The organism is Pseudomonas sp. MH9.3, assembly GCF_034354675.1.
Classification (GTDB): Bacteria; Pseudomonadota; Gammaproteobacteria; order Pseudomonadales; family Pseudomonadaceae; genus Aquipseudomonas.
In genome coordinates this window covers 3449443-3461451 of the sequence record NZ_CP133785.1, presented here as the reverse complement: position 1 = coordinate 3461451, position 12009 = coordinate 3449443, and the positions used below count along the sequence as shown (strand labels likewise).

14 protein-coding genes are annotated in these 12009 nt (G+C 61.0%); 10 read left to right on the top strand and 4 right to left on the bottom strand.

Translation table 11 applies throughout. The annotated features are described in order from the left end of the window. Window positions 1–75: 75 nt before the first annotated feature. On the bottom strand, window positions 76–360 hold the full coding sequence (locus tag RHM60_RS15370) for a hypothetical protein (RefSeq protein WP_209986296.1): 285 nt from the start codon (window positions 358–360) through the stop codon (window positions 76–78). A 125-nt stretch (window positions 361–485) separates the two neighbouring features. Between RHM60_RS15370 and RHM60_RS15365 the strand changes: the two genes are divergently transcribed. Beyond that, window positions 486–1145, top strand: a complete 660-nt coding sequence (locus RHM60_RS15365; RefSeq protein ID WP_231422791.1) for a glutathione S-transferase family protein — start codon at window positions 486–488, stop codon at window positions 1143–1145. Window positions 1146–1284: 139 nt separating this feature from the next. Here the strand turns inward: RHM60_RS15365 and argH are convergent, their stop codons facing one another. Further along, the gene (argH, locus tag RHM60_RS15360; RefSeq protein ID WP_057006391.1) at window positions 1285–2679 is read right to left on the bottom strand and encodes an argininosuccinate lyase; all 1395 of its coding nucleotides are present in this window, start codon (window positions 2677–2679) and stop codon (window positions 1285–1287) included. On the opposite strand from argH, the gene RHM60_RS15355 reads away from it, so the two are divergent. From RHM60_RS15355 to rsd, 8 genes are all read left to right on the top strand, one after another. After that, entirely contained in the window at window positions 2666–2905 is a 240-nt protein-coding gene (locus tag RHM60_RS15355; protein WP_209986291.1) for a hypothetical protein, read from the top strand. The genes argH and RHM60_RS15355 overlap by 14 nt on opposite strands. A gap of 273 nt (window positions 2906–3178) precedes the next feature. Next, window positions 3179–3925, top strand: coding sequence for a LytR/AlgR family response regulator transcription factor (locus RHM60_RS15350; RefSeq protein WP_209986288.1), 747 nt, complete (start codon window positions 3179–3181; stop codon window positions 3923–3925). Window positions 3926–4020: 95 nt separating this feature from the next. Then, window positions 4021–4962, top strand: a complete 942-nt coding sequence (gene hemC, locus RHM60_RS15345; RefSeq protein WP_231422790.1) for a hydroxymethylbilane synthase — start codon at window positions 4021–4023, stop codon at window positions 4960–4962. Beyond that, window positions 4959–5717, top strand: a complete 759-nt coding sequence (locus tag RHM60_RS15340; RefSeq protein ID WP_231422789.1) for a uroporphyrinogen-III synthase — start codon at window positions 4959–4961, stop codon at window positions 5715–5717. Before hemC ends, RHM60_RS15340 begins: the two co-directional genes overlap by 4 nt. 18 nt (window positions 5718–5735) lie before the next feature. Beyond that, on the top strand, window positions 5736–6851 hold the full coding sequence (locus RHM60_RS15335) for a uroporphyrinogen-III C-methyltransferase (RefSeq protein ID WP_307497079.1): 1116 nt from the start codon (window positions 5736–5738) through the stop codon (window positions 6849–6851). Window positions 6852–6856: 5 nt separating this feature from the next. Beyond that, window positions 6857–8098, top strand: coding sequence for a heme biosynthesis protein HemY (locus RHM60_RS15330; RefSeq protein ID WP_322212163.1), 1242 nt, complete (start codon window positions 6857–6859; stop codon window positions 8096–8098). Window positions 8099–8334: 236 nt separating this feature from the next. Next, window positions 8335–8856 carry a disulfide bond formation protein B gene (locus tag RHM60_RS15325; protein ID WP_209990569.1) on the top strand — a complete coding sequence of 174 codons (522 nt, stop codon included), beginning with the start codon at window positions 8335–8337 and terminating at the stop codon, window positions 8854–8856. Window positions 8857–9062: 206 nt separating this feature from the next. After that, window positions 9063–9521 carry a sigma D regulator gene (gene rsd / locus RHM60_RS15320; protein WP_169896174.1) on the top strand — a complete coding sequence of 153 codons (459 nt, stop codon included), beginning with the start codon at window positions 9063–9065 and terminating at the stop codon, window positions 9519–9521. 48 nt (window positions 9522–9569) lie between these two features. Here the strand turns inward: rsd and RHM60_RS15315 are convergent, their stop codons facing one another. Continuing rightward, entirely contained in the window at window positions 9570–10247 is a 678-nt protein-coding gene (locus RHM60_RS15315; protein WP_322212162.1) for an FKBP-type peptidyl-prolyl cis-trans isomerase, read from the bottom strand. Between the two features lie 192 nt (window positions 10248–10439). Here RHM60_RS15315 and RHM60_RS15310 point away from each other — a divergent pair, with 192 nt between their 5' ends. Further along, window positions 10440–11546, top strand: a complete 1107-nt coding sequence (locus RHM60_RS15310; RefSeq protein WP_322212161.1) for an AlgP family protein — start codon at window positions 10440–10442, stop codon at window positions 11544–11546. On the opposite strand, the gene RHM60_RS15305 is transcribed toward RHM60_RS15310, so the two are convergent. Then, window positions 11543–12007: a TIGR02444 family protein gene (locus RHM60_RS15305; RefSeq protein WP_322212160.1), complete on the bottom strand. Its 465-nt coding sequence runs from the start codon at window positions 12005–12007 to the stop codon at window positions 11543–11545. The two genes, RHM60_RS15310 and RHM60_RS15305, sit on opposite strands and share 4 nt — an antisense overlap. Window positions 12008–12009: the final 2 nt, after the last annotated feature.

Sequence of the window (12009 nt, the reverse complement as noted above, 5' to 3'; positions counted from 1 at the left end):
AATTTATTAGAGGCTAGCAGGCCATAAGGTGAACGCACTTTGCCGAACTGTCCAGCGTGTTGCTGCGTGCCGGGCTTATTCCTTTTCCGGTGGCAGCTCAGGCAGTGCCCGCAACGCTGTTTCGTACCAGTGGGTATCGAAGGGGCGGTCTTCGTCGAGCATCGCGTCGATCTCGAACGCCAGCACATGGGCCATCAAATTCAGGATGTCTTCGCGCTCGTAACCCACCAGCGTCAGCTTGTTGAACACAGCTTTGGCAGCCGGCGGGTTGTCGCTTTCGATCTGGTTTTCGATCGCTTCGATCAGCGTGTTTTCAGTGAATTCTTCTTCGTCGTTGTCGATGTCGGTTGGCTCGCTCATGGCAGGCTCCTCAAGGAAAGGGCGCCAGTCTACCTCCATTCAGGTGGGTGATGCTGCTGGTCAGGCAGGTCGCGAGGATCTATAACGCTTGCAGCCAACCCCGCACACGGCCTGGAGGCTTTGCGATGCTCAAGCTTTACGGATTTTCGGTCAGCAACTACTACAACATGGTCAAGCTGGCGCTGCTGGAAAAGGGGCTGCCCTTTGAAGAGGTGCCTTTTTATGCCGGACAAACTCAGGAAACCCTGACGATCAGCCCGCGCGGCAAAGTGCCCGTGCTGGAGGTAAAACAGGGTTTCATCAACGAAACCAGTGTGATCCTCGAATACATCGAGCAAACCCAGGAAGGGCCGGCGCTGTTGCCGGGCGACCCCTTCGCGCGGGCCCAGGTGCTGGCGCTGTGCCGGGAAATCGAGCTGTACATCGAGTTGCCCGCCCGCGCGTGTTTCGCCGAGGCATTTTTTGGCCTGTCGGTGCCGGAGGCGATCAAGGAAAAGTCCCGCGCCGAGTTGCTGTTGGGCGTTGGTTCCCTGGGGCGTCACGGCAAGTTTGCGCCGTATGTGGCGGGGGAGAGCTTCACGATTGCCGACCTGTACTTCATGTACAGCTTGAACCTGGCGTGTGGCGTGGGCGAGAAGCTGTTTGGCCTGGATTTGCTGGCTGAGTTGCCGAAGGCGAGGGCGTTGCTCGAGCGTTTGAATGACATGCCGAACGCACGTAAGGTCGAGGCGGACCGGCAGGCGGCGATGCCGGCGTTTCGGGCGATGATTGCGGCGAAAAAGTAAGCCAGTGTGAGAGGGGGCTTGCTCCCGATAGCAGTATGTCAGTCAGCACATGTGTTGGCTGACTCTGCGCTATCGGGAGCAAGTCCACTCCCACCGTTGGAATGCATTCCAGCGGGGGAGCTGCTCGCCTGCAATGGTTTCAGCGGCTGGCGAGCAGCGCCTGGCCGCGCGCGACCGCAGCTTTCACCTGTGCCGGTGCAGTGCCGCCGATGTGGTTGCGGGCATTCACCGAGCCTTCCAGGGTCAGTACAGCGAACACGTCCTGCTCGATCTGGTCGCTGAACTGGCGCAGTTCTTCCAGGCTCATTTCTGCCAGGTCCTTGCCGCTGTCCACGCCGTACTTCACCGCATGCCCGACGATTTCGTGGCAGTCGCGGAACGGCAGGCCACGGCGCACCAGGTAGTCGGCCAGGTCTGTCGCGGTGGAGAAACCACGCAAGGCCGCTTCACGCATGATCGCGTGTTTGGGCTTGATCGCCGGGATCATGTCGGCGAACGCGCGCAGCGAGTCGCGCAGAGTGTCGGCGGCGTCGAACAGCGGTTCCTTGTCTTCCTGGTTGTCCTTGTTGTAGGCCAGCGGCTGGCCTTTCATCAGGGTCAGCAGGCCCATCAGCGCGCCGAATACGCGGCCGCTCTTACCGCGAACCAGCTCGGGCACGTCGGGGTTTTTCTTTTGCGGCATGATCGAGCTGCCGGTGCAGAAGCGGTCCGGCAGGTCGATGAACTGGAATTGCGCGCTGGTCCACAGCACCAGCTCTTCGGAGAACCGCGACAGGTGCATCATGGCGATGCTGGCGGCAGCGCAGAATTCGATGGCGAAGTCACGGTCCGACACGCCGTCCAGGGAGTTGCCGCCCACGGCATCAAAGCCAAGGAGTTGCGCGGTGTATTCGCGGTCGATCGGGTACGTGGTGCCGGCCAGTGCGGCGCTGCCCAGGGGCATGCGGTTGGCGCGCTTGCGGCAGTCCACCAGGCGCTCGTAGTCGCGGCTGAGCATTTCGAACCAGGCCAGCAAATGATGGCCGAAAGTCACTGGCTGCGCGGTCTGCAGGTGGGTGAACCCTGGCATGATGGTGTCCGATTCACGCTCGGCCTGCTCCAGCAAACCCTTTTGCAGGCGTGTGATTTCGGCCAGGATCAGGTCGATTTCATCGCGCAGCCACAGGCGGATATCGGTGGCCACCTGGTCGTTACGGCTGCGACCGGTGTGCAGCTTCTTGCCGGTTACGCCGATGCGGTCCGTAAGGCGCGCCTCGATATTCATATGCACGTCTTCCAGATCGACGCGCCAGTCGAACGTGCCGGCTTCGATCTCACCGCCAATGGTGGTCAGACCGTCGATGATGCTGTCGCGCTCGGCATCGGTCAGCACGCCGACCTTGGCCAGCATCGTGGCGTGGGCGATGGAGCCCATGATGTCGTGGCGGTACAGGCGCTGGTCGAAATTAACGGAGGCGGTGAAGCGGGCGACGAAGGCGTCGACGGGTTCACTGAAGCGGCCGCCCCAGGACTGGTTGGTCTTGTCGGTGCTCATGGATTCGCTCGTGGTCTGCTTGAAAGAGGCGTGGAATGTGGCGCCGATAATAACAGGGTTGCCCTTGGAGGCGCTGCTGCGGGTGATCGGCAATTTATTTGTGCCAGAGGTGGCCAAGCGCCTTGCCGCCGGCCGCGTCCGAGACGAGACTGCAAGCGCGGGCTTATTGATACGATATTTGACGATTGAGCAATATCGTTCTGGCGAGCGTCTACAGTTGGACTGACAGTGTATGAACGCACCAAAGTCGGGTAATGCGGTCAGAGGCTGACTGTCCATTGAAAAAGGGGGTATTCGGATTGTGTATCAGCAAACCCTACGAAGATGCCCGGAGGCAGCAGGTCCTGGGCGCTAATGAACAGGTCCGGGTAAACATGGGTGCCGCTGCCGGGGCACTTTTTGCCGTTCGTACCAGTCTTAGCGTGGATCGCTGTGACGCAAGTCACCGCACCTGTCTACGCTATCCTTGTGCGAGACTCACGCAGGAATCCAGCGCAATATGAATGTCCTGATCGTTGATGACGAACCCCAAGCCCGCGAGCGTCTGAGCCGTCTGGTCAAAGAGCTCGAGGGTTATACAGTCCTGGAACCGAGTGCCACCACCGGCGAAGAGGCGTTGACGCTGATCGACAGCCTCAAGCCCGACGTAGTGCTGCTCGATATTCGCATGCCGGGCCTCGATGGCCTGCAAGTCGCAGCCCGCCTGAGCGAGCGCGAATCCCCGCCGGCGGTGGTGCTGTGTGCGGCAGAGGAAGAATTTTCTGCGCAGACCCTGGAAGACAGCGGTGTGAGCTTTCTGACCAAACCGGTGGCCGGCGAAGGTCTGCTCAAGGCCCTGAAAAAAGCCGAGCGCCCGAACCGCCTGCAACTGGCCGCCCTGACTCAGCCTGCTGCCCAAAGCGGTAACGGGCCGCGCAGCCATATCAGCGCGCGTACCCGCAAAGGCATCGAGCTTATCCCACTGGATCAGGTGGTCTATTTTATTGCTGATCACAAGTACGTGACCTTGCGTCACGAGGCCGGCGAAGTGTTGCTCGACGAGCCGCTCAAGGCGCTTGAGGATGAGTTTGGCGAGCGCTTCGTGCGCATCCATCGCAATGCGCTGGTGGCCCGTGAGCGTATCGAACGTTTGCAGCGCACGCCGCTGGGACACTTTCAGTTGTTTCTCAAAGGGCTCAATGGCGATGCGTTGATCGTGAGTCGGCGCCATGTCGCCGGCGTGCGCAAGATGATGCAGCAGCTTTAGCCCCACGGATGGGGTGCTGCCCGTGCTGATTCAAGTCAAGGCGCACTGGCCTGAGCTGTTATTATCTGCCGTATCTACCCAGTACGGATCGTTCAATGTCTCTTCGCGAAATCCGCATCGCCACCCGTAAAAGTGCCTTGGCCTTGTGGCAGGCCGAATACGTCAAGGCCCGTCTTGAGCTGGCCCATCCGGGCCTCAAGGTGAGTCTGGTGCCCATGGTCAGTCGCGGCGACAAGCTGCTCGACTCGCCACTGTCCAAGATTGGCGGCAAGGGTCTGTTCGTCAAGGAACTGGAAACCGCACTGCTGGAAAACCACGCCGACATCGCCGTGCACTCGATGAAAGATGTGCCCATGGACTTCCCTGAAGGCCTGGGCCTTTTTTGTATCTGCGAGCGTGAAGACCCGCGTGATGCCTTTGTCTCCAATACTTACGCATCCTTGGATGAGCTGCCCCTTGGCAGCATCGTCGGCACGTCGAGCCTGCGCCGTCAGGCCCAGTTGCTCACGCGTCGTCCGGACCTGCAAATCCGCTTTCTGCGGGGCAACGTCAACACCCGCCTGGCCAAGCTGGATGCCGGTGAATATGACGCGATCATTCTGGCCGCCGCCGGTTTGATCCGCCTGGGCTTCGAAGACCGTATCACCTCGGCGATCAGCGTCGAAGACAGCTTGCCCGCCGGCGGGCAGGGCGCGGTAGGCATCGAATGCCGCACCGTCGACAGTGAAATCCACGCGCTGCTCAAGCCGCTGGATCACCAGGACACCGAGGTGCGGGTCACCGCCGAGCGCGCCCTGAACAAACACCTCAACGGCGGCTGCCAGGTGCCCATTGCCTGCTACGCGGTGCTTGAGGGCGAAAACCTGTGGCTGCGCGGGCTGGTTGGCGACCCGGACGGTGGTTTGCTGCTCACCGCCGAGACGCGCGGGCCACAGCGTGAAGCGACGGCACTGGGCATCCAGGTGGCCGAAGCATTGCTGGAAAAAGGCGCCGGCGCCATTCTGCAAAAAGTGTACGGCGAGGCCGGACCGCAGTGAGCGGCTGGCGGGTGCTGCTGACGCGGCCGGCCGAGGAGTCGACGGCCCTGGCGGCGTCGCTGGCCGACGCCGGTATTTTCAGCAGCAGCCTGCCCTTGCTGGACATCGAACCGTTGCCCGTCACCCCCGAGCAGCAGGCGGTGTTCCGTGACCTGGGCCGCTATTGCGCAGTCATCGTCGTGAGCAAGCCGGCCGCCCGCGCGGCCCTGCAACAGATGCAACCCCATTGGCGGCAAGTGCCGTGGTTCAGCGTGGGGGCCGCGACGGCGCAGGTATTGGCCGATCAGGGCCTCAAGGTTCACTGCCCGCAAACCGGCGATGACAGCGAGGCGTTGCTCGCATTGCCCGCTCTGCAGGAGGCCGTCTCACGTCCCGGTGCAAGGGTGCTGATCCTGCGCGGCGAAGGCGGACGGGAGTTGCTTGCGCAGTGTTTGCGCGCCAGAGGTGCTAGTGTCGACTATCTGGAATTGTATCGGCGTTTTCTTCCGACCTATGATTCGCGGGTGCTGGTACAACGCATCCAGTTGGAACGCTTGAACGGGCTGGTGGTCAGCAGTGGGCAGGGTTTTACACACCTGCAGGCCCTGGCGGGCGCCGATTGGCCGCTGGTGGCACAGTTGCCATTGTTCGTGCCCAGCCCGCGAGTCTGTGAGATGGCGCAGGCTGCCGGCGCAGAAAAAGTTGTGGATTGTCGCGGTGCGAGTGCCGCGGCTTTGTTAGTGGCGTTACGGAGTTATCCCGTTCCCACTCTCTGATACGCAAAGGACGGATACGTGAGCGAAACAGCCTTGCCTAAAGATGAGACTCAGCCCGCGCTCGATGCGCCGGTCGAGACACCGGTTACCGCGCCACGCCGTGGTAATGGCCTGGCAATCGTCGCCTTGCTGCTCGGCGCCGCAGGCGTTGCCGTTGGCGGTTGGGGGGTGTGGCAGGTGCGTGCGCTGCAAGCCAGCAGCCAGCAACAGCTGGGCCAGGTGCAGACCCTCGACGACCAGTCCCAGAGCCTCAAGCAGAGCCAGCAGCAACTGGCCGCGCGTCTGGCGCAACTGCCGGCTGCGGATGAACTGGAAGAGCGTCGGCGCCTGGTTGCCCAATTGCAGGGTGACCAGCAGCGGCTGAACCAGCGCCTGGAAACCGTGCTGGGCGCCAGCCGCAAGGATTGGCGTCTGGCTGAGGCCGAGCACCTGATCCGCCTGGCGAGCCTGCGCCTGTCTGCCCTGCAGGACATCAACAGTGCCCAGTCGCTGGTCCAGGGTGCCGACGAGATCCTTCGCGAACAGAGCGATCCTGGCGCTTACGCCGCCCGTGAACAATTGGCCAAGAGCCTGGCGGCGCTGCGCAGCACCGAGCAGCCGGACCGCACCGGGTTGTACCTGCAATTGGCGGCCCTGCGTGATCAGGTGGTGCAACTGTCGGCTATCGCGCCGGAGTATTCACTCACCGAGCCCGCGTCCCAGGGGCGCCCTACCGACGATACGCAAAACCGCCTGAGCCAGTGGTGGGAACAGATTTCCCGTTACTTCCGCATCAACTTCAACCCTGACGACACGATTCGCCCATTGCTGGCAGGCCAGGGCCTGAATCAGGTGCGCCTGGCCCTCAGCCTGGCCCTGGAGCAGGCGCAGTGGGCGGCGCTCAATGGCGAATCGGCGGTGTACAGCCGCTCGCTGGGCGAGGCGCGCAGCGTGTTGCAGGACAACTTCAATCAGGACAATCCGCAGAGCAAGGCCATGCTGGCACGTATCGCCGAGCTTGAGCCCAAGGCCGTTTCGGTGGTGACGCCGGACCTCGCCGCGAGCCTGGCTGCTGTGCAGGCCTACCTCGAGCGTCGTCATTTGTCTGCCGATGAGGCCAAGGCGTCGGCAAGCAAGCCGACGACCCAGGAGTAGAGCCGATGAAGCGTTTCTATGTGATCCTGGTGCTGGCGATTGTCATTGCTCTGACTCTGGCTGTGGGCATTTCGAAACACACCGGCTACGTGCTGATTACCTATCCGCACCTGCTGCATTATGAGTCGAGCCTTTGGGCGACGCTGGTCGCGATCTTTGTGATCGGCCTGGTGATCTACCTGCTGCGGGTATTGCTGAGTCTGGTGATGACCTCCGGTGGTGTGGTCAACCCGTGGTCGCGGCGCAATCGCAGCCGTCGCGTGCAGATCGCAATCGAACAAGGCCAGATGGACCTCGCCGAAGGCCGTTGGGCCAGCGCCGAGCGCCATCTGCACCGCGCTGCCGAGGCGGAGCGTCAGCCTTTGCTTTACTACCTCGGCGCCGCCCGCGCCGCCAACGAGCAAGGGCGTTACGAGGAGTGCGACAGCCTGTTGGAGCGCGCGCTGGAGCGTCAGCCCCAGGCCGAACTGGCGGTCGCCTTGAGTCATGCACAGTTGCAGATGGATCGCGGCGATACCGACGGCGCGTTGACCACCCTGCAGACCATGCATTCACGTCATCCTCATAACGCGCAGGTGCTGCGCCAGTTGCAACGTCTGCATCAGCAGCGTGGCGATTGGTCGTCGGTGATCCGATTGCTGCCCGAGTTGCGCAAGGACAAGGTGCTGCCTGCCGCCGAGCTGGCTGAACTGGAGCGCCGCGCCTGGGGTGAAAATCTCGGTCTGGCCGTACAGCGCGAAGAACAGGGCGAAGCGGGGTTGCAGTCGCTGGAGCGGGCTTGGCAGCAGCTGACATCCGCACAGCGTCAGGAGCCGCAACTGGTACTGGCCTACGCTGAGCAACTGCGCCAATTGGGGGCGGATGCGCAAGCCGAGGAAGCCCTGCGCGGTGCTATCAAGCGCGGCTACGACAGTCACCTGATCCGACTCTACGGTTTGCTGCGCGGCAGCGATCCGGCGCGGCAGCTGAAATTTGCCGAAGGCTGGCTCAAGGACCACCCTGGCGATGCCAGCCTGTTGCTGACTCTGGGCCGCCTGTGCCTGCAGAATAGTCTGTGGGGCAAGGCACGTGACTACCTGGAAAGCAGCCTGCGGGTGCAGCGCAATCCTGAGGCCTGTGCTGAACTGGCACGCCTGTTGGCTCAATTGGGCGATACCGAGCGCAGCAACCAGTTGTTCCAGGAAGGCCTGGGCTTGTTGGACAGCCGGCTTCTGGCGTCTCCCTTGCCGGTCCCCGCACGGGTTTGAAGTAGGAAAAGTGATGTGGGTTGGCTCGGACGATTCTGAGGGTCAACCCATCAATTACCGCGTAACACCTGGTTCAGGTCGCCGCGTAGTAAATTCCTACCGACAGCTTCTTGAAGTCATCCAGGGTCTGACGGCATATCCCTGTGTTCTCGCGGAATTGTCTGCCCCTGCGCGTATTGAAAGGCGGCAGGACTTTCCTCTACCGTAACGACCTATCTCTTGCGGTACGGATAACAATGTCTTTGGCCCCTTCACGCTCCTTGTTTCTTCTGGCCTTCGTGGCCGGTGCGCTGACGTTGGGTGCGTCTTTTTATCTTGAGTACGGTGCGTTGTTACGGCCTTGTTTCCTGTGCCAGGTGCAACGCATCCTGATTGCCACCTTCGTGCTGATCAATCTTCTCGCCGCCCTCCATAATCCAAAACGTTCGGCCAGCTACTTTTACGGTCTGGCGAGCATGGGCTGCGCATTACTCGGTGCCGTTACGGCCGCGCGCCAAGTGCTGTTGCAGAATGCCGCTCCGGAGCAGACAGGCGACTGCTGGCCGAACCTGCAATACATGATTGAAAACCTGTCGCCATGGCAGGCGCTGCAACTGACGTTCAGGGGCACCGCCGATTGCGTCGAGATCAACTGGACACTGTTTGACCTGAGCCTTCCAGAGTGGAGCCTGTTGTTTTTCGTAGCGATGCTGATACTGGGCATCCTGCAGTTTTCACCGCTGTTGTCCGGTCGCCGAGCGGCCGTTGCGAGGCAATGACTGTGCAAGGCTATTCGTAGGACGGGATTAAACGCTTGTATGAACTTTCTGTCCTGCGTACCTTGAAGCCATAGTCATGCGGGCATAATCTGGCCCGCACGCGTCATTGAAACCGATTGTCAGTTGCAGCTTCGTGCGGCTGGCGCTTCACCGTTGAGTGTTGCGCGGCACAAGGCGAACGCATCCCCTAGGGAAGAGAGATCATCATGTTGGAAAGTTGCCGGAATGCCCAGGAACGCTGGGGTGGGGTGCACAAGCTGATAGACAGCTGGTTGAAGGCACGTCACGAACTGATTCGGTCCTTCGATGCGCTAGGCGCCAAGCCCGAAGCGCTGGCCGAAAACGGCGAATTGCTGCAGGACTTCTGCGGTGTGCTGATGGACTACGTGTCAGCCGGCCATTTCGGCGTCTACGATCAATTGACCAAGGAAGCAGAAGCCTTCGGTGATGAGCGTGGGTTGGAGTTGGCAGATACGCTTTATCCTCGCCTCGACGCGATCACTGAGAAGCTCGTTGCCTTCAACGACCTGTGTGATGCGGGCAAATGTGTTGCTGAAAAATTCAAAGAGTTGGGTGCATTGTTGCATGAGCGTTTCGAACTGGAAGATTGCCTGATCGAAGTGCTGCACAACGCTCACAAGGACGAGGCTGTGACCCAGGCCTGACCCTTGGCGGTACAAAAAACGGTGCGCATGTCGCACCGTTTTTTTGGCTCAATGACGCGTGCCCAGCAATTCGATCTCAAACACCAGCGGTGTGTAGGACGGGATCAACTCTCCCGCGCCGTCTGCGCCATAGGCCTGCGCCGATGGAATCACCAGGCGCCATTTTGCGCCCACCGGCATCTGCTGCAACGCACTGCGCCAGCCGCTGATCACGCTGTCCAGGCGAAACCACTGCGGTTGCGTGCTCTGATCGAACACCGTGCCGTCCGGCAACCGACCCACGTATTTGACTTGAACCTGATCACTGGCTGCCGGCTTGTTGCCGTTACCCGGCGTCAGCTCCGTGAGCAGGATTCCATCGGCCAATTCGCGCACACCGGGCGCGGCTTTTTCCTTGGCGAGAAAGTGTTGCTCGGCGGCCAGTGCCTTTTCACTTTGGGGCGCCTGTGCATCGGCCTCAGTCTGTGCCTGGTGCTGGGCAAGCAGTTTTTCGATACGCGCGCTGTCCAGCGCCAACGGCTTGCCTTGATAGGCTTGTTTGAGTCCGTCGATCAGGGCCTGGATCTGCAGGTCGGGGACTTCCTGGCGCAGCCGTTCACCAAGACTGGCGCCCAGGCTGTACGCGAGGTCATGCTGGTCTTGGGTAGCCGCGCTGGACGGCGATTGTTCGCTTGCGTCAGCGACACAAACACTCAAGCCAAGCACAAGAAAAAGGTAACGCGACATGGGCATGCTCCCGCCGAAAGTGCGACGGATTATGCCAGTGTGGAAGGGTAAAAAGTGTCGTGGATTCCGGTCAGGCCGATAAGAATTTTCGCAGGGCGCAACGCAAGTCAATCGATACTGTCAACATGCGCTAGCGGCGGTAAGAGCAGAGGGCTAGTATGAGCCGCACCCACGTCAGTCAGGAGGTAAACCATGTCGGCCAAACAGAAGCCTGTTAATACCCCGTTGCATTTGCTCCAACAACTGTCGGGCAGCCTGCTCGAACATCTGGAAAGCGCTTGTGCCCAGGCCTTGGCCGATGCAGAAAAACTGCTCGCCAAACTGGAAAAACAACGCGGCAAAGCGCAGGAAAAGCTGCACAAATCCCGCACCAAACTGCAAGACGCCGCCACTGCCGGCAAGTCCAAGGCACAAGCCAAGGCCAAAGACGCAGTCAAAGAACTCGAAGACTTGCTGGACGCTCTCAAAGATCGCCAGTCTGAGACCCGCACTTATATTGCCCAACTGAAAAAAGACGCTCAGGAAAGCCTGAAGCTGGCCCAGGGCGTTGGTCGTGTGAAAGAGGCCGTCGCCAAGGCCCTGGGCGCGCGTACGCCAGCCAAAGCGGTCGCGGCAAGCACGGCTAAAAAGCCTGCGAGCAAGGCCGCTGCAGCGAAGGCTCCGGCTAAAGCCGCTGCCAAGCCAGTTGCTAAAACAGCCGCTGCAAAACCTGCTGCCAAGCCGGTTGCTAAAACAGCTGCTGCAAAACCAGCTGCCAAGCCGGTTGCTAAAACAGCTGCTGCAAAACCAGCTGCCAAGCCGGTTGCTAAAACAGCTGCTGCAAAACCAGCTGCCAAGCCGGTTGCTAAAACAGCTGCTGCAAAACCAGCTGCCAAGCCGGTTGCTAAAACAGCTGCTGCAAAACCTGCTGCCAAGCCAGTTGCCAAAACAGCTGCTGCAAAACCGGCCGCCAAGCCAGTTGCCAAAACAGCTGCTGCAAAACCGGCCGCCAAGCCAGTTGCCAAAACAGCTGCTGCAAAACCGGCCGCCAAGTCAGCCGCTAAACCAGCTGCTGCAAAACCGGCCGCCAAGCCAGTTGCTAAACCAGCTGCTGCAAAACCGGCCGCCAAGCCAGTTGCTAAACCAGCTGCTGCAAAACCGGCCGCCAAGCCAGCTGCCAAACCAGCTGCTGCAAAACCAGCACCGGCCAAGCCTGCTGCATCGACCGCTACTTCGACAGCATCCACCGCTCCAACCGCGCCGGCCAGCAGCACCTCTGCACCGGCTGCACCAGGCACCACGCCAACCAGCGCTTCCTAAGTACTGGCAACCACGACGCGCAGTTGCTGGAGCGCGTTGTGGTCAAGGTTGGCGACTTCGGTCGCCAGGCCTTCAAGCCATCCGTAGTGACCCTTCGCCTCATCCTGCGGCCAGCCCTGCGCCAGTTGTTCCAGGCGAGTCAACAGCGCCCGTTCCGCTTCCAGTTCCAGCGCCTTGACCGCCGTGCGTAACGTCTCCAGTTGACCCTCCTGCTGCGCCAATTCACGCCATTGCACGCGTAGCGCTCGCAACGGCTCGACAACCTGTTCGCGCCACGGACGAGCAAGCTGCTGCAACGCCTCCAGACGTTCGGCCTTCGGCGCTACGCCCCGCGCCTCCAGCCAGGCGCCACACAGTAAGAGGCACACATCCGCGCCAGTTTCCTGCAAGCGCAGGCACGCGGCTTCGACGCCGGGACGGGCGTAGGTCGATAGGGCAAAGCTCCACAGGTCAGCGCACATAT